Genomic DNA, 17,171 nt, shown 5'->3' with positions numbered 1-17,171 from the left:
ACGGAGTCGGACGACCGACGCTGAGGCGGCCTTCGTCTGACGTGTCCACGGGCGTCACCAGGCGGATCATCTGCGTCTTCCGGATCTTCGCCCCAGGGTCCCCGGTGGGGGATACAGTGCCCGCCGTGGACACACCTGACTGGTTCGACTGGGTCATTCTCGCCTCCGCCCTCCTTCAGGCACTCTGCCTCGTTCCGATCATCCGCCGGCTGCGCGGACTCGATCCCGCAGTGCGCGCCAAGGGGTGGTTCGACCTGATCGACGCAGTCGGTGGCCTGCTGCTGTTCGGTGGCATGTTCCTGAGTGCCAGGGTGTCGGATTCCTGGCTCTGGCTCGGCATCGTCGGCTTCACCCTCCTGGGCATCGGCTACTCCGTGAAGGGTGTCCACCGGCTTCGCGCACGCCGCAGCCCCGCAGCCTGACCCTGACATGTGTCGTCCGGCGTCGCGGTCTTGATGGGGCGTCAGTCCCATGCGTTGAAGAGCACTCCGCCCAAGGTGGTGATGCCGTAGAGGCGAACTTCGCGCCATTCACCCTGGGTTAGGGCCAAGGTGTCGAAGTCCGAGAGCGGCAGAGTGAGTTGCGCGTGATCAAGCACGACAAACCCCAGGTCGGTAAAGGCATGGGCCCACGGTGGCGGTGCGAGGAACTCCTCGGTGTACCAGTCCCGGCGTTCCTGAGCGAATGCGATCCAGGGGTGGTAAGCGTGACACAGGATGACGCACTCGCCTGTGCCCGTGACGACTGCCGCGGTATGAAACGTACGGGGGTACGTCTGTTCCTCTACCTCACCCACATGGCCTTTGGCCGCTAGGGCGGCTGCATACAGCGCTGCGCGGAACGTCCGCTTGTCGGTTTCCGGTAGCGGCCCGTCCTTCGGGTGGAAGAAGCCTGTGGCGCCTCGCGGCAGTCCGAACGCTGCGTCCTTGTCTACGGCCATGCGGCTCATTCTGTCGGGGAGGGGGAGGAGGAAGCCTGCCGACGTCTCACCTGCGCTCTGAGCTGCTGCTTTATGCAGTTCGCTCCTCACGATCGGACACCCCGTCTCTGTGGCAAGCCACCCCACCATTGCTCTGCATGCGGGCGTCGCAGCGTCAGCCGCCTTCGCAGCGCGCCCTGACCTACCCTGGTCGAGGCGTATGTGCGAATGGGTGCAGGGGAGGACGCCATGGCCGTCTACGAACTCAAGAACCGCCTGGTCGTGGGTATCGCCTCCAGTGCACTGTTCGACCTGGCGGAGGCGGATGCCGTATTCCGCGATCACGGGGAGGAGGCCTACCGCGCCTACCAGGAGGAGCACCTGGACGACACGCTGGACAAAGGGGTTGCCTTTCCCTTCATCCGCAGACTGCTGTCCCTGAACGATCTCTCACCCGGTGACCCTCTGGTGGAGGTCATCATCCTGTCCCGCAATGACCCCGACACCGGACTGCGGGTCATGCGGTCCATTCAGTCCTACAGCCTGCCGATCAGCCGGGCCATCTTTATGCAGGGGCGCTCGCCCTACCACTTCATGCCCGCCCTGAACATGTCCCTGTTCCTGTCCGCGAACGAGGACGATGTCCGCGAGGCCGTCGCACTCGGGCTGCCCGCCGGCCGCGTGCTCGGCCCAGCGGTGGCCGACGAGGGAGATGACCAGGATCTGCGGATCGCCTTCGACTTCGACGGAGTTCTCGCCGACGACGCCTCGGAGCAGGTATACCGGGCCGGCGGTATCGAGGGCTTCCGCTTCCACGAGACGACGAACGCCGCCACCCCGCACGACCCGGGACCCCTGCGTGACTTCCTGGCAGGCGTCAACCGGCTCCAGCGACGCGAAGAAGAACAACGAGCACAAGACGCCGACTACGAGCTTCGTGTCCACGTTTCCCTGGTCACCGCGCGCGCCGCGCCCGCTCACGAGCGACCGGTGCGCAGCCTGAAGAACTGGGGAGTGACTGTCAACGACGCCTTCTTCCTCGGTGGCATAGACAAGAGCACGATCATGGAGGTCCTCAGGCCCCACATCTTCTTCGACGATCAGGTCGGCCACCTGACCGGCACCGCCCGCAGCACGCCCAGCGTGCACATCCCCTTCGGGAAGCTGAACGAACCGGACCGTTCGGCGCCTGACTAAGAACTCCTAACGAAATGATCTCTGAGATGGTCGGATCACTCCGGAGCAGGTGATCGGGGGGGTGCGGGGTGGCGCGGCCGAAGCCGTGGGAAGTCGACGACGAGCCGTGGGCGGTGATCGAGCCGCTGCTGCCGAAGGTGGAGCGTCGGGCCCGGCACCCCGGGCGCAAGCGGCATCCGGACCGGCTGGTGTCCCAGGGCATCCTCTTCGTGCTGCACATCGGCCTTGAGGCCGCGGAGTGTCCAAAGTCCGTACAGAGCCAACAACGGTTTGACGAACATCCACTCGCAGGGGCGGTAGTCATCCGCGCGCACCAGCCTCTCTGCAAGATCGGGGCGCTGCCGCCGCAAGTACGCACGGGCCTTGAGTGCATGAGCTGGCTGCGAGGCGATCTTGATGCGATCCACGTCTTCAAGCAGTGGGATCACGTTCACGATGTTCTCCCACGTCGTCGCGCTTTGATCTTCGAGGAGCACCGTGCCGTCGAACTCAAGCACCAACTTCGCGTAGTCAGCCATCAGCTGGGCCTCCGTGGCGCCGCTGCTGGTCGCACCGCCGCTGAAGATCACGCAGGTCCCATGCGCCCCGTCAGCGTCGATGGAGCGGATTCCAGCACGGACTCGCCATCGGTTGATCAAATTCGCCGTCGCTTGGGGATTCCGGTACCCCAACACCACCACGGCGGCGGAAGCGCCCCCGCTATTCCCCACGAGCGCTCGAGACCAGCGCCAGTTCAACCACTCGCCCCAGACCAGGGCTGCAACCCCAGCTATCGCCAGTCCCGTCCTTCGCCGCATGCGGCGACTCTAGGGCGTGTTTCAGAAGTGGATCAAGGTGGTGAGTGATGGCCGGCCATGGTCCAGAGCCAAGATCACTGGCCTGACGCCGACCAGGGTTGCGGGGAAAGTCAGTGACATCCCTCACGTTCCCGGTCCCTATCAACGTGCCGCGATAGTACGTGGCATGTGGCGGATATAGGCGGATCTGGCATGCGGAAGCAGGCATACGCGGCACCTCGGCCGGGGCCACCGGCCCGGGTCGCCGGCCTCGAGCCGCCGGACCGCCCCTGCCGTGCTTCTGACGGAGTGTGAGGCGCCGTCCGTGTCCGGCACGGCGGCCCGGCACAATCCCGGGGCGGATTCAAGGGGCGCCCTCGCCTACTAGGCGAGGTAGTGGAAGCCCCCGTTGCCGTGCCCTCACGCGGCTTTTAACAATGACGGCCGGCAAGGCGTCCCCGCAGGTCAAGCGCAGTGTCTGTGCGAAAACCGAGCCCGCCGGAGGCGCAAGGAGAGTCGACCGAACGAGGTCCGCATGAGGAACCACCGGAAGCACCGCAGGAAGACGCGCCGCCGGTCCATAGCCGTCGCCGTCCTGGCGCTGAGCGCGGTGGCGGTGCCGTCGGCCGCCATGGCGTGCATGGGCGATGGAGGATCCGAAGCCATCACCGCCACGTCCAGCGGTCCCTGGACGGACGCAAGGAAGGCGTCCTGGAACGGACACCGGACAGACGGAAGGAAGACGTCCTGGGACGGGCACCGGGGGCGCGGCATCCGGCCGCCCGCGAAGCCCAAGGCGACGGCTTCGCCCTCGGCCTCGCCCACGACCTCTCCCGGAACTGCGGCGCCCGCCCCGAAGAAGCCCGAGGCGCCCGTCTCGAAGACGACCACCCCGCCCGCCCCGACGAGGACCACCTCCGCGCCGAAGCCGACCACCGCGCCCACCTCGACGACCACGGCAGCACCGAAGCCGCCCGCCACCACGGCCCCCGCCACCGGCACGGCGACCCCCACCGTCACCCGCGTGGTCGCCCTGGTCAACAGCGAGCGCGCCAAGGTCGGTTGCTCCCCGGTCACCCTGAACGCGAAACTCTCGCAGGCCGCCCAGGCCCACAGCGCGGACATGGCGAGCCACAACACCATGTCCCACACCGGTTCCGACGGCTCCGACCCGGGACAGCGGATCACGCGCGCGGGCTACCTCTGGAGCACCTACGGCGAGAACGTCGCGTACGGGTACTCCACACCCGAGCAGGTCATGGCCGGCTGGATGGCCAGCGCCGGTCACAAGCGCAACATCCTGGACTGCGGCTTCAAGGAGATCGGTGTGGGGGTGGCGCAGCCCGGCAACTACTGGACGCAGGACTTCGGCACGGTCCGCTGACGCTCACGGGGCCCACGCCCGTCACGGCCCGCCGACCATCACACCGGCCGCGGCCGCTCCGGAGCGAGCGGCCGCGGCCGGCGTGGGTGCCGTTCTGTCCAGGGCGTAGGTGCTGCGCGAGCCGGCCGGTGTTGCCGTTGTCTCGGTCGTCCGCCACCAGCGTGCTGTCAGGACGGTGTCGAACGACGGTGTGGTGTCCGCCAGTTCCAGGCCGATGGTCGCCGCGCCCTCGCATGTCTCGATGTCCAGGCGGTCTTCGACCAGGCGGATGCCGCCATACCGCGCGATGGCCGCCGCCCGCTCGCGAGCCATCTCGTGGTCGCCGTCCACCAGCCCCAAACCCGGCGTCGATACGAGAGTGCGATCAAGCCTGGCCCGAGTCTCAAAGCGGGATGCCCCGACTGTGACATCGGGCCCCCGGCCACGACCGGACCACCACAGGCCCGTCGCGCCGTCGCCGACGACCAGCTCCGGGTCCCGCATGCCGCGCCGGCGGCGGTCGCGCAGGAGGTCCGCCCACGACTCGGTCGACTCCCGCAGGCCCCTCGGCCGGCGCGATCAGCTTCAGTGAAGATCCGACTGGGCCTCGGTCAGTCGATGCCTTCGACGATGCGGAAGTCGCGCTCGACGCCGTCGGAGAGGGCGGTCAGCGCCTCCTGGTAGGCCGCACTCTCGCGCGCCGCGACGGCCTGCTCGAAGCTGTCGAACTCGATCAGGACGGTGCGCTCGGCGATTCCGGCGTCATACGCCACGGCCCGACCGCCACGGACGAGGACCCGGCCGCCGCCGGCCTCGACGGCCAGGCGGGCCAGCTTGTCGTAAGCAGCCAGCTTCTCGGGGTCTGAAACGGTGCGGTAGGCGCTGACCCAGTAGCCCTTGGGCATGGAACCTCCAGTGTGGGGATGAGTGCATCTGACTTACAGGTTGGTCTCGGACGAGCGTCGGCGGGCGAGAGCGAGGCTTGTCAGCGTCGTGATCGCCATGGCGCCGATGCCGACCAGCGCCGCGGTGGTGTAGGCGCTGTCGTCGGGGAAGAGGTGGCCGGGACCGGTGCCCGCGGCGAGGACCAGGCCGCCGATTGCGCTGCCCAGGGAGTACCCCACGCTGCGGACGACGTAGTTGAAGCTCATGGCGCTCGACGTCTCGGGCTTGGGGGTGGCGGCCAGGATGACGCCGGGCATCGCGGCCGAGAAGCCGCCGACGCCGAAGCCGAGCACGCCCATCGCCGCGAACAGTTCGGCCAGGTCCGACCGGGCCGCCGCGAACAGGGCGAACCCGCCGCCGACCACGACGGCGCTACCGGCCAGGAGCAGGGGGTCGGCGATCCGCGTCCGGACCCGCGGCGTGAGCTTGCCGGCGACGAACCCCAGCACCGAGAACGGGATGAGGACCAGCCCGGCGGCGAAGGTCGTCAGCCCGAAGCCGTAGCCGGCGCCGTGCGGCGTCTGCGCGTACCGGGTGATGAGCGTGAGCAGGAGGTACATGCCGATCCCGCCGGCGAACATGGCGAGGTTGGCCCCGGCGACCGCTGGGTGCCGCACCGCCCGCACGTCGACCAGGGGTGTCGTGCTGCGCAGCTCGATGACGGCCCAGACGCAGAGCAGCACCACCGCGGCGACGGCGAGGCCCGCCGCCACGGCGAGGTGCCGGCTCCACAGATTCCGTTCGCCGGCGAGGAACAGCACCAGGAGCAGCGCAGCGGCCAGGACGACCGCGCCTGCCACGTCCACGTGGGCGGAGCGGCCTTCGGGGGCTTCGGGCATGGAGCGCCACGCGGTCAGGAGGGCGGCGGCGGTGACGACCAGGCCGAGACCGTAGGCGGCCCGTACCCCGCCGAGCTCGGCGAGCAGTGCGGCCAGCGGGTAGCCGACGCCGGCCCCGATGATCGAGACCACCGAGATCAGGGCGATCACGGCCGCGCTGCGCTCCTCGGGGAGGTGGTCCCGGGCCACGCCCATCATCAGCGCCGTCAGCCCGAGCCCGACACCCTGGGCCGCCCTGCCGGCCAGCAGCCACGCGAACGGCAGCGGCAGCACGGTGAGCGCGCTGCCGACGACGACGACCGTCAGCGTGGCGAGGATCGTGGCCCGCCGGTGCGGGCCGGCTCCGAGCCGGCCCAGGACCGGCGTGGCGACGGCGCCGCTGAGCAGCGCGACGGTCAACGTCCACTGCGAGCTGCCGAGCGAGACGTGGAACGAGGTCGCCACGCTGGTGATGAGCGGCGTCCCGAGGCTGGCGACCGCCGCCACGACCAGAGCGATGAACATCAGGGCGGGGACCAGCAGCCGCGCCTCGGAACGCGCCACCGGGAACGCCTTCACCGCGCCCCCGCCGACCGGCTGCCCGGTCACTGCTTCGGCCCTTCGCGGTCCTGGCTTTCGAGCTCTGCCAGATGCTTCAGCGCCGGAAGGGCCGCCACCAGCGCCTCGACCTCGTCGCCGGTGAGCTCGCCGATCAACCGCTCGAACGCGTGGACGCCCGCCTGGCGCCGCGTCCGGACATAGGAGGCGCCGGCCTCGGTCAGGCACACCAGCGTGACCCGCTTGTCGGACGCGTCGCCCCGCCGCTCGACCAGGCCCGACTCCTCCATCACCCGGACCAGGGCGGTCATCGCGGGCTGGGTGACGCCCTCGACCGCGGCCAGATCGGTGATGCGCCGAGGGCCGGTCCGGTCCAGGGTGGCCAGGGTGGCGGCGGACGTCAGGCTCATGTCCCGGGGCAGGCGTCTCGCGGCCCTGGTGGCCAGGCCGTAGAGGGCTGCCCCGATGGCGGCGGACGCGCCAGGAGCGGTGTCTTGACGACTCATGCTCGGAGCATAACATTTTTATATTCATAGTTTATGTAAATGATCGGCCGGCGCCGGCTCCACCGGCTGCGCCCGGGGGACGAGGGCAGCATCGAGGAGTTCACGGAGTTCATGGACGGCCACCGCGGACGCCGACGGCTTCCATGTGTCGGAGGATGTCGGCGACGTCTTCGTGATCCCGGGTGAGGATCTCCCTGGTGAAGCGGATGACGGCATGGGCGATGCCCTGCGCTGTGTCCGGCCCGGCTTGCGCCCGGTTGTGCAGGGTGATTACGAAGACGCGTCCGACGGCCGGCAGGGCGAATGAGTCGTCGCACGGCTCCGGGCCGATGTCGCACAGCGCGGTGACCGGGACGACGATCCGCTCGGCGACCTTCACGAGCAGCGCGGGCATCTCAGGTTCGGCGGCGACGAACCCGGCAGCGGCCTCGGTGTCGCCGGCCCGCCTGGACTGCCCGGAGGTCCTTGAAGGCGCTGATCACCTCGTTCGGGGCATCGGGGCATCGGGGTCGCGTCGGCCGGCTCGCCGCCGGGGTTGCGGCGGGCGGGTCCGGAGCGGGCGGGCGTTGCGGCAGTTGCTGCGGGCCAGGTTTCCGGCTTAGGGCGAGGGCGAGGGCGGTGGCGTCGTGGCAGTAGCCGTCTTGGTTGCCGGCTGTGCCCAAGCCCCAGGGTGTGGGAGCCTCGCGTGTCACTACGTTGAGTAGTCGAAAGTTTGCATAGCGTTGCGTTGGGTGTCTGGGCCGTTTCCATCGTCACGATGGGCTGGGCTCCCGCCGAACAGCAACCCGCGGCAGTCACGGTCCACGGAACCCGGCGGCTGCCCCGGGGACAGCCGCGTCAGCCGTAAACGGTGAGGGAGTGCAGTGAGCGACAAGGAACCAAAGCTGATCTACGGCCAGGGGGCCGAGGCGTGCCCCGAGGGGAACTTCTGTCTCTACCGGGCCGTGGGCTTCAACGTAGGTCAGGCCCCGGGCCGGGGTGACAAGATCCTTGCCATTCCGGTGGGCGTGTACGTCAACGACTTCTCGGAGTACGGGTTCGACCACAGCGGCGACGGGGTGAGCGGGGTCGTCAACAACACAATCGAGGACAACGCGCTCTTCTCGGCCGCCAACCAGCAGGGACACTCGCTGTCGGTGGAGCGGGGGACCTCGATTGCGAACCTTGCCGCCATCCCCATGGCCGGGAGCCCGAACGGCTCCTGGAACGACCAGGCCCGGTCCGCGCTGGCGTCCCCCTTCGTGGGGAACCTGCGCGTCGACCAGGAGTTGCGGGGCCACTGGGCGGAAGGCCCCGGGCACCTTTACTCCTACCGGCTCACGATGTATGCCGAGGACACCCGCGTCATGAAGTGGACCGTGGGATTCGGCGACCTGCCGGAGGGAACCTCGCTGTCCAAAAGCTTCATCGACGCCTTCTGGGGCGAGATCCTCCGCAACGGCACCGACGGCGCCATCCTTCTCGGCTCTCCCGAAGGCGGCGGACACAGCGTCGATCCCGGCACGGCCCTCCCCATCGACATCCAGGTCGTCTACCCCGAAGAAAGCTCCGCCTACGAACGTCTCACCGGCCTCAACGCCCAACAACTGGGCTGACCCGGCACCTGCCCGCAGCGAACCGCAAGAGGGCCAGCGCACGGCGTGCACGTTGCTTGCCGCCGTGCGCTGGTCGAAGATCATCAGACTTTACGAAGCCCTGCGATGTTGCCGGACAGGGCGTTCGGCCCGCCGCCACGACGACTCTCAGCGCGGGCCTACGAAGGAACGCCAGGGTCAGGGTGCGTCGAACAGAGTGGGGAAGCGGGGGGCGAGCCAGGGTTTGCGGCCCCAGGCGAGCACAGCTCCGCGGGCCATGGCCTGCCACGGGCCCAGACGTCCCAGCGCGATGAGGAGGAAGGCGACCGGTTCGGTGAGGATGGTGCACTCCGAACGCTCCGGCGGGTCAGGAAGCACCTGGACCGTGCCGTCGGCGAACGTGACGCCGAATGTCGCGCCGCCCCCGACGCGCAAGGTGTACCGGGCGGTCAGCGCGGAGGCGGCGGCGACGCGCGGCATCGCCGTCTTCAGGAACGGCAGGCACAACCCGACCCGCGTCTCGTCGATCATGTGCGGCCGACGCAGCCCGCGGGCGAGATCGTAACCGTGGCCCAGCATGTGGGTCAGCAGGTACGAGGCGAGAATGTCCTGGTCCATCGGACCGAGCGGGGTCAGGTGCGTCCGGCCCGCGGTCCCGTCCGTCCCGGCGCGGTCCACCGCGTCGAGGAACACGTCGGCCTGCTCCACGATCATCGCGGCCAGCGGTTCTGCCCTGCGCTCGGGGAACTCGATGAGACTCTGTGCATTGGCCGCCGCGAGACTCTGCGGCGTGCCGTCACCATAGAAGCGTTCCTTGCCGGACGCGAGATCGGCCATCAGGCCGTTGGCCAGTGCCAGGTGGGCGGCCGTCTCGCCGACGGTCCACTCCAACCCCGGTACAGGAACGGTCATGTCCGTCACGCCGTCCAGGAGCGCGGCGATGGCACCGGCGGTCTCCCGTATCGCCTGACCGAGTCCTTCCGGCAGAGAGTCCCTGGTCCTCGCCTGTGTTCCCCGGTCCACGCCGCTCGTTTCTCCTCGTATCTCGGTGATCACGCACTTGTAGCGCGGTACAAAACCAGACCCACCGGTCCGGGGCAAGGGGGCGTGGGCGCCCGCATGTAGGGCGCTTCGAGAACGGAGACCATCACGAGAACGTGCACACGGAAACCTGCTGCCCGCGCCGAATGGTCCGGAGCCGCACCGCCTTCACTCATGCGGTGAGTCTGCCGTAGCAGATGTGGGTGCAGGCGGCGATGCCGGTCGGTCCCCGCTCAGCCGGCCGATGTGTTCTGTGGCGTCTCGTGTGCGTGGGTGAGGGCTCGCTGCCTGAGGTTGCCGCCGAACAGTTGGAGCGTGGTGGCGGCCAGGATGTCAATCCATGCCGATGGTCCGCCCGTCCCCCCTGCGGACGGACAGCGTGTGGAGGGAGCCCTTGAGGAGCGGGGGCGGGGCCGGTTCGCCCGAGACGCTCGAACTCCCCGCTGGCCAGCCTGCTGGTCGGCCAGGCCGAGGCGCTCCGCCTAGGGCGTGTCTGACAATTCCCGCCGGGCGCGCGGCGTCCGGCACGGCACCTCGCCGCGTTGTCGCATCACCCGAGTACATCCAGTACGCGGGCGATGCTCCGCCTTGCGATGCACCGCACCGGACGCCGCGCGCTGATCCGACGCGAACTGTCAGACACGCCCTAGAGTCCTGCGCCCGAAATCCTTTGGTAGATCGATCTCGTCTCGCCGGCCGGATTCTCGCCGTCGGCCAGGCGTGTTGACCGTCCGCGGCTCAGCCAGAACTGCCTAGGAACTTCCGGCGCAGGACACTAGAGCAGCCCCCTGCAGGAATTCCAGTTGGCGTAACCCCCAGCTTCGATGAAGCAGACGTACAGCCCCACGTCGCGGACGTTGTACCCGCGTCCGTCCTTGGCATAGCCGGGAGTGCCGTTGAAACCGTTGGTGTCGCTGCCGAGCTTGGTGAGTGAGTGGTACTTCCACTCTCCGCTCTCCCACTTCCGGTACGTGGTGAAGAGCCCCGCGCCCCTGCCGTCGGAGCAGTTGTCCCAGATCTTGAAGTCCCAGCTCGTGTTGTAGAGCGGGTAGCCTCCGGCCGTCCCGACCCGCTGATAGTCGTAGGCGCCGACGACTGAGGCGCAGCCGTCGTCTGTGGACTTTTCATAGTCAGCGGCCTGAGCCTGGCCGGAGAAGGCCAGGACCAGTCCTGCGGCGGCGGCCGCGACCGCGAGCTTCTTCCGGGTGCCTATGAGCGGCATGCCTCGTGCCATGGTCGTCTCCTGAAAGTGAGAGTGTGACGGGAACGTCCCGATGCGGCGCGTTCGGGCAACGGTCACGGTCGCCTGCCCGGTGAGACTGTCCCCAGGGGTAGTGTTTGGAGCGCGCCCGAGGCGATGTTGCCCGGCTGGATCGAAAGTAGCTGGGGGGCTGTTCCCTTTTCGTCCACCCAGGACTTGAACTTCGTCTACAACCAGTGTGGTTACCGGTGTACAACCTAGGGTGTAGCTCGACTGGCAGGCCGGATTGACGGGATTGCGCACCGAGTGCGGACCGGAGTGCGGTGGCGGGACCTGCCCGAACGGTCCGTCCATGGAAGACGGTATGCGAACGGCACCGGCTGTGGTCGGCGAGGGCCCCCGGGAACGCCTGCTTTCCGGGTCCTGAGGCCAGTGTCCTGCGCCCGAAATCCTTTGGTAGATCGATCTCGTCTCGCCGGCCGGATTCTCGCCGTCGGCCAGGCGTGTTGACCGTCCGCGGCTCAGCCAGAACTGCCTAGGAACTTCCGGCGCATCACACTAGCGGGACGGAGGGGGAGGATGCCGGAGCACCTGCCGGGACGTGGCCGGCGCACCCGTCCTGGAGGGGGCGGAGAGGAGAGAGGGTGCAGGCAGGCCCGGCTCTCCGTCGAGGACGTCCATGAACTGCTCAGGGCCAGCGGTCAGTTGAAGGACCAGTTGCCGGGCCGCTCGACGCTGCACCGCAAGTTGAGCGGGGTTGGGTTGAGGAATGAACGCCGTTTGGTCGAGGCCGTCATTGAGGTCTGCGTCTCCGACGCCTCGGACAGTGCGGCTTGGTCCGAGTGGCCGGGGAGCCATACACGGGCATAGTGCCGGTTGTGCGAGCGTCCTCTTGCAGGACCCCCGGTGTGGGCTTGTGCAAGAGGACTACTCACGTTGGGCGGCTACGGCGTTGCTGCCGTCGATGCCCAGGCGTCATCCGGCAGTCGTGTGTTCCTTGGACGGTGCTTGGCGTGCTGTCGGCGGGTCCAGGTGGACTACGACGGTGGTGTAGAAGCGGTGCACGGCGTCGTCGACGCTGCGGATGAACCCGGACTCGGCGTTGCCGCGGCCGCTTCCCATGCTCTTGAGCAGGGACAGGCGGAAACCGGTGATCCGGGTGCCGTTGTCCTTGGGCAGCAGGTCCGCCGGCTCGGGGCGGAGCCGCTCCAGCGTCCCGCGTGAGCCCGCGGCTTCACTGTCGACGAGGGTTTCGACGTGCAGGTCTGCCGGTGCTTCGGCCAGGCGCCGGACGAGCCGCTTGACCCAGCTCAAGGGGTAGCCCTGCTCCGGGGCTGGGATTTCGATCGAGGTGCGCAGTTTGCCGGTGCGCAGATCGGCGTTGACGGCCAGGACGCCAGGGGTGCCGTCGATACGCAGCTCCGCCTGAAGCCGTCCGCTCAGGCAGAGCTGGTCGGCGAGCCGGTTTCGGCGTTCCTTGGGATCTGTTCCGCGTTTGGCGCGCTGAACGGGCAGTGCTTTCTGTCCGAGTTCGCCGCCGAGCCTGAGGCAGACCTGGCGGATGAGCCGCTCCCAGCTTTCTACTACCTCCAGGGCCCGTGCGTCGCCCTGGCAGAGGGTTTCGTCGTCGATCCCGTTGCGCACGGGCACCCAGGCGGGGCCCATGTTCTGAAATCCGTGGCAGCCGGAGTTCTCGTGCTGCAGATAGTGCAGCAGTTCCTGCAGAAGCCAGGCGTGCGCCGCGTTGCTGACTCCCTCATGCCTGATCAGCATCTGTGCCTGGTAGGCGACTTCGGCCCAGGACAGGTGCCAGAGAGCCACCTTGTGCTTGCGCCGCTTGTCGATCTTGACGTCGACGAGAGGGCTGCCCTCCAGCGCGACATCGTTCGTCAGCGTGATCACGGCCTCGTAACCGCGACGCGCGGCGATGTCCATGTACGCCTGCACCTGGTCGACTTTGAGCGCGTTGCCGTTGGTCTTGGTCTCGACCAGCGCGGTCCACAACTTGCCGGCCCGCTCCACGCGAATCACCCCGTCCGGGCGCCGCGGAGTGTCACCATGGGGCAGGGAGACTTCCGTGAACGTCTCCATGCGACCTGCCGGAGCCCCAAATGCGGCGGTGAGCCTTCTGCTGAACTCCGGTACCTGGGCCATCACCGCCAACAGCACCGAGGTGGCGCGCGCGTCTCCCGGTCCCGGTCGCTCTTGAGCACCGAGACCGGAAAGAGCCTGGCCCGCTTCCAGGTGTCATTCTCCGCCAGGGTCTTCCTGACCGTCTTCGGCAGGGTCACCTTTTTCTTGGAGGTGCGAGGGCGAGAGGACGGCGCTTTCAGCCCAACGGCTTCGCTCTCAGGCCGACGGGGAGCAGGGATGGCTTCCAGGGCCGCCTGCGGCTCCGGGCCCTCGGCCGGCGCCGGACCTGCGGCATCCGTCTGCTCCTCTCCGTCGGTGCCCTCGAGCGACCCTTCTGCCTCCGCGGCCGCGTCATCTTCGATGTCGACCCCGAAGTCCGCAGCCAGCCCGGCAAGACCGATCGCGTAGCCCTGTCCGACGGCGCGGAACTTCCATTCCTCCCCGCGCCTGTACAGCTCGCCGAAGATGACGGCCGTCACAGAGCCGGCATCATCGACAGCGAACTGAAGGAGGCTCTCACCGGCTGCGTCGGCCAGCGTGATCCTCACGTCCTGCAATTCACTGAAGCGGGCTCCGTCGTACCTGCTCGCAGCGACGATGATCCGGTCGATCTCGGACGGTACAGCGGTGAGGTCGAAGCTGATCCGGTCCTCGCTGCCATCCACCGTCGGTGTCTTGCCCAGAAGCTGCACGCTTCCATCGACGGCCACCGGGTGGTTGTAAAAGTAGAAGTCGCCGTCGCTGCGCACCTTGCCATTGGCGTCCAGCAGGAGAACCGACACATCCGCGTCGCCCTCGCCGGTAGGGCTGGACCAGCCCAGACTGACGATCACCGAACCGACGTCGTCGCTCAAGTCCGCCAGGGCCACATTCGAACCCTTGATCATTTCCTGCACAAGCCCCCCACGGCGCACCTCGGCATGCGGCCAATTCCGCCCCATGACTCCCTCGCGCGACACGCAGTGACGAGTCGCGCGGAGAAGACTGTAATGCGCACGGAGCTCACTCGTGGGCCAGTCCGCGGAACCCGGGCAGGAACAGCGTGGCCATCTGCTCGGCTGGCGAAATTGCCCGTCAGCAGCCAGGTCAGCTTGTTGAGGTAGGACACCAGCGTGCTGTTGGGCCCCTGTTGGACGCCCAGGTCCTCGTACGTGGCGACGCTGGAGGCGGTGCCGATGGTGCGTGCGGTCTGGCGCAGCAGGTCCTCGTCCACGCCGCAGGTCTGCGCGCAGCGGGCGACGTCCACCTCTCTGAGCTGCTCGATGACGGTTTCGGCGCCGGTGGTGCGGGCGGTGAGGAAGGCGTGGTCGAGGAGGTCTTCCTGGACCAGGACGCCGAGGAGGCCGGCCAGGCACCAGGCGTCGGTGCCGGGGCGCACCTGGAGATGGATGTCGGCGAGGTCAGCGGTCTCCGTGCGCACCGGATCAATGACGATCATGGTGCGGGGTGGGGTCCTTGGCAATGTCCTTGAGCACGGTGCGGGCCCGCGGCACGCCGTGGGACGGCCAGGGGTTCTTGCCGAGGAAGAGGGAGACGTCGGCGTTTTGGACGTCACCGGTGGTGTGTCCGCCGGTGAGGTGGGCGTCGACGAAGCCCTCTCCGGTTTTCTCCTGGGCGAGCGGGTTGGAGCGGTAGCGGGCACCGAGAGCGCGCAGCAGGGCTCCGCTGTAGGCGCCGCCGAGGTGGTTGCCCTGTCCGCCGCCCCCGTAGAAGAAGATCGACTCACCGCCGTGGGTGTCGCACACGGTCTTCAGCCGGGCGGCGATCTCGCGGATGGTGGTGTCCCAGTCGACCGGGGTGAAGCTGCCGTCCGCCTCCCGGCGCAGCGGGGCGGGGTGGGCTGGGCGCCGATGCCGAGGGTCTCGCAGGCGGCACTGAACGCCGTGGACAACCCCACCCACACCAGCACCCGCCCCTCACCGCCCCCGGCGGCACCGCCGCAGCTCACCACAGGATTCCCGTCCCGGTGGGTAGCCCGACTGCCCCCTCTGCACACCCCCTCGCCCCCTGGACCAGAAGAAGGAAGGTGAAGGGGACGGGTAAGGGTGGGTGCGTGGTCGGGGGACCGGGGCGGCTGGGTGTGTGGTGCGCGGGCGTTGCCGGGCCTGCGCTAGAAGGTCAGGTTCCAGGCGTCGATCGTGCCCGTGTCCGAGGCGGCGTTGTCGTTGACGCGCAGCTTCCAGGTGCCGTTCGCGACCTCCGGGGAGGCGTTCACGGTGTAGCTCTGGGCGATGTTGTCGGCACTGCCGCCGGCGTGGTTGTGCAGCGTGTAGACGGTGCCGTCCGGCGCCACCAGGTCGACCTTCAGGTCACCGATGTAGGTGTGCTTGATGTCCACACCCACCTTGAGGGTGGCCGGGGCGTTGCCGGTCACGCCGGTGACGGCGATCGGGCTCTCCACGGTCGCGTTGTCGTTGATGGCGAAGTCCGCGAGGTTCTCGAAGTACTTGCCGGGCGGCGGGGTGGCACCGACGGCCTTGAGGGCGTCGACCTGTCCTTCGCCGAAGAACGAGTTGTTGGCCGTCGTGCCCGTGCAGCGGCTGTCCGAGGGGCAGGCGATGTCGTTGGCCTGGGCGGCCAGCTTGGCGCGGATCTCCGCCGGGGTGATGCCCGGGTTGGCGCTGGCGATGAGTGCCGCCACGCCGACCACGTGCGGGGTGGCCATCGAGGTGCCGCTCTTGCTGCCGTAGCCGCCGCCGGGGACGGTGGAGTAAACGTTGCTGCCCGGTGCCGCGACGTCGATGACGCCCTGGCCGTAGTTGGAGAACGAGGCCTTGGTGACGCCCGTGCCGTTGGCCGCGACTGTCACCACGCCCGGCAGCTCGGTCGGGATGTCGAGGCAGGCGTTGGTGATGGTGCGGGTGACCGGCGTCGAGTCGTTCGGGCTCGCGGAGTCGGTCGTCTTGTGGGCGAGGTCGTAGTTCTCGTTGCCCGCAGCGGCGATCTGAAGGGAACCCTTGCCCTCGGCGTAGTCCTGGGCGCGCTTGACGCCCTCGATGATGGCGGCCTGGTCGATGTTGTCCGGGCAGTTGAACTGCCACGGGTCCGTGTAATAGCTGTTGTTGGTGACCTTGAAGCCGTGGTCAGCGGCCCAGACGAAGCCACAGATGGTGTTCTCGGCGAAGAAGAAGGCGTTGCCCGGCTCGGCGACCCGAACGGCGGCGATCTTCACCCCGGGGGCCACGCCGACGACGCCCTTGCCGTTCTTGGCCGCGGCGACGGTGCCCGCTACGTGGGTGCCGTGCGTGTCGACGTCGCGCCAGGCGCCGGCACGGGTGTCGGGCTTGCCGTAGGCGCAGGAGACCGAATCGGCCGCGTCGAAGTTGGGCGCCAGGTCCTGGTGCTGGTCGTCCACACCGGTGTCCAGGATGCCGACCGTGACGGAGGCGGAGCCTGGGTTCACGGCCCAGGCCTGGTCGGCCTTGATCTGGCTCATGTCGGCCCGGACCGGTTCTCCGGCCGGGGTCGAGGCCTGGGCCGGATTGGCCGGGAGCGCCGGGTTGTAGGCGTCGGCCGGGACGTCCGAGGTACGCGTGGCGCCGACCTGCTGCACGCCGGCGACGCCGCGCATGGTGGCGGCGAATCCGGTGGACGCCGAGTGGGCGACGATCACGCCGATGGCGTCGAAGTTCGAGAAGACGGTGCCGCCGTTGGCCGCGATCGCGGAACGGACCGCCGAGGTGTCACCGGGGGCGGTGATCACGAGGTAAGCACGCGTGCCGGCCACCCAGGCCGCACTCTGGGAAGCCGGCACGGCGGCCGGAGCGTGGGCCTTGGCGGCCGGCGCGGTGGAGGAGACGACCGGGAGCGTGCCCGCGAGGGCGCCCGGGGCGCCGAACGCGAGGGCGGCGCCGAGCGTGGCCGCCAGCACCAGCGTGCGTCTGGGTCGGCTGGATATGTGGGGTATCAATGCGTCCTCCAGAGACGGCCCGGCCGTGCTGAGGGCACCGGCGGGGCCGTACGAAACGAGTGGTGGATGCAAGATGTCAGGCACGTGGTCCTGTACGGAAGTACCTTTCCGTGCAGGGACGTTGCAGGGGTATGGCTGAAAAGACACGTACTCCGGGCCTCAAGGGGTCGGGATCCTCGGGGAGTTCGGCGACGTCGACCTCGCACTGGCGTACGCCGCCGGCCTGGTGC

At 68.6% G+C, this 17,171-nt stretch carries 15 protein-coding genes and 4 pseudogenes; 5 read left to right on the top strand and 14 right to left on the bottom strand.

Going from position 1 to position 17,171, the window contains the following annotated elements; translation table 11 throughout:
* Positions 1-125 precede the first annotated feature (125 nt).
* Positions 126-422, top strand: a complete 297-nt coding sequence (locus tag OHS71_RS01540; RefSeq protein ID WP_328475965.1) for a hypothetical protein — start codon at positions 126-128, stop codon at positions 420-422.
* A gap of 41 nt (positions 423-463) precedes the next feature.
* Here OHS71_RS01540 and OHS71_RS01535 read toward each other — a convergent pair whose 3' ends face one another.
* Positions 464-940: a hypothetical protein gene (locus tag OHS71_RS01535; RefSeq protein ID WP_328475963.1), complete on the bottom strand. Its 477-nt coding sequence runs from the start codon at positions 938-940 to the stop codon at positions 464-466.
* 228 nt (positions 941-1,168) lie between these two features.
* Here OHS71_RS01535 and OHS71_RS01530 point away from each other — a divergent pair, with 228 nt between their 5' ends.
* A complete protein-coding gene (locus OHS71_RS01530) occupies positions 1,169-2,116 on the top strand; it encodes a 5'-nucleotidase (protein WP_328475961.1) in 948 nt (315 codons plus the stop codon).
* 68 nt (positions 2,117-2,184) lie between these two features.
* A pseudogene (locus OHS71_RS01525) lies at positions 2,185-2,370 on the top strand (transposase); the annotation flags it as partial.
* On the opposite strand, the pseudogene OHS71_RS01520 reads toward OHS71_RS01525, so the two are convergent.
* Positions 2,335-2,913: pseudogene (locus tag OHS71_RS01520) on the bottom strand (YdcF family protein); the annotation flags it as partial. The pseudogenes OHS71_RS01525 and OHS71_RS01520 sit on opposite strands and share 36 nt — an antisense overlap.
* A 514-nt stretch (positions 2,914-3,427) precedes the next feature.
* Here OHS71_RS01520 and OHS71_RS01515 point away from each other — a divergent pair.
* The gene (locus tag OHS71_RS01515) at positions 3,428-4,276 is read left to right on the top strand and encodes a CAP domain-containing protein (protein WP_328475959.1); all 849 of its coding nucleotides are present in this window, start codon (positions 3,428-3,430) and stop codon (positions 4,274-4,276) included.
* Between the two features lie 21 nt (positions 4,277-4,297).
* Here the strand turns inward: OHS71_RS01515 and OHS71_RS01510 are convergent, their stop codons facing one another.
* The 6 genes and pseudogenes from OHS71_RS01510 to OHS71_RS01485 form a co-directional block, all read right to left on the bottom strand.
* Positions 4,298-4,615 (bottom strand): hypothetical protein, encoded by a 318-nt coding sequence (locus OHS71_RS01510; protein WP_328475957.1) that lies wholly within the window; start codon positions 4,613-4,615, stop codon positions 4,298-4,300.
* Between the two features lie 95 nt (positions 4,616-4,710).
* Positions 4,711-4,819 (bottom strand): annotated as a pseudogene (locus OHS71_RS01505) (transposase); the annotation flags it as partial.
* A 47-nt stretch (positions 4,820-4,866) separates the two neighbouring features.
* On the bottom strand, positions 4,867-5,160 hold the full coding sequence (locus OHS71_RS01500) for a DUF1330 domain-containing protein (protein ID WP_328475955.1): 294 nt from the start codon (positions 5,158-5,160) through the stop codon (positions 4,867-4,869).
* 33 nt (positions 5,161-5,193) lie between these two features.
* Complete coding sequence (locus tag OHS71_RS01495; RefSeq protein WP_328475954.1) at positions 5,194-6,627, bottom strand: MFS transporter; 1,434 nt, start codon at positions 6,625-6,627, stop codon at positions 5,194-5,196.
* Entirely contained in the window at positions 6,624-6,986 is a 363-nt protein-coding gene (locus OHS71_RS01490) for a MarR family winged helix-turn-helix transcriptional regulator (protein ID WP_014173936.1), read from the bottom strand. The genes OHS71_RS01495 and OHS71_RS01490 overlap by 4 nt, the downstream gene beginning before the upstream one ends.
* A gap of 205 nt (positions 6,987-7,191) precedes the next feature.
* Positions 7,192-7,476: a hypothetical protein gene (locus tag OHS71_RS01485; protein ID WP_328475952.1), complete on the bottom strand. Its 285-nt coding sequence runs from the start codon at positions 7,474-7,476 to the stop codon at positions 7,192-7,194.
* Between the two features lie 469 nt (positions 7,477-7,945).
* Between OHS71_RS01485 and OHS71_RS01480 the strand changes: the two genes are divergently transcribed.
* Positions 7,946-8,677 carry a hypothetical protein gene (locus OHS71_RS01480; protein WP_328475950.1) on the top strand — a complete coding sequence of 244 codons (732 nt, stop codon included), beginning with the start codon at positions 7,946-7,948 and terminating at the stop codon, positions 8,675-8,677.
* Positions 8,678-8,854: 177 nt separating this feature from the next.
* On the opposite strand, the gene OHS71_RS01475 is transcribed toward OHS71_RS01480, so the two are convergent.
* From OHS71_RS01475 to OHS71_RS01445, 6 genes and pseudogenes are all read right to left on the bottom strand, one after another.
* Complete coding sequence (locus OHS71_RS01475; protein ID WP_328475948.1) at positions 8,855-9,679, bottom strand: maleylpyruvate isomerase family mycothiol-dependent enzyme; 825 nt, start codon at positions 9,677-9,679, stop codon at positions 8,855-8,857.
* Between the two features lie 793 nt (positions 9,680-10,472).
* Complete coding sequence (locus OHS71_RS01465) at positions 10,473-10,931, bottom strand: Tat pathway signal protein (protein ID WP_328475946.1); 459 nt, start codon at positions 10,929-10,931, stop codon at positions 10,473-10,475.
* 942 nt (positions 10,932-11,873) lie between these two features.
* Positions 11,874-13,918 (bottom strand): annotated as a pseudogene (locus tag OHS71_RS01460) (TerD family protein).
* Positions 13,915-14,469, bottom strand: coding sequence for a hypothetical protein (locus OHS71_RS01455; protein ID WP_328475944.1), 555 nt, complete (start codon positions 14,467-14,469; stop codon positions 13,915-13,917). Before OHS71_RS01455 ends, OHS71_RS01460 begins: the two are co-directional and overlap by 4 nt.
* A complete protein-coding gene (locus tag OHS71_RS01450; protein ID WP_328475942.1) occupies positions 14,456-14,932 on the bottom strand; it encodes a molybdopterin-dependent oxidoreductase in 477 nt (158 codons plus the stop codon). Before OHS71_RS01450 ends, OHS71_RS01455 begins: the two co-directional genes overlap by 14 nt.
* 209 nt (positions 14,933-15,141) lie before the next feature.
* A complete protein-coding gene (locus OHS71_RS01445; protein WP_328484364.1) occupies positions 15,142-16,902 on the bottom strand; it encodes a S8 family peptidase in 1,761 nt (586 codons plus the stop codon).
* Between the last annotated feature and the right edge of the window lie 269 nt (positions 16,903-17,171).

It is taken from the genome of Streptomyces sp. NBC_00377 (assembly GCF_036075115.1).
GTDB lineage: Bacteria > Actinomycetota > Actinomycetes > Streptomycetales > Streptomycetaceae > Streptomyces.
This window is presented reverse-complemented; position numbering and strand designations above follow the sequence as displayed.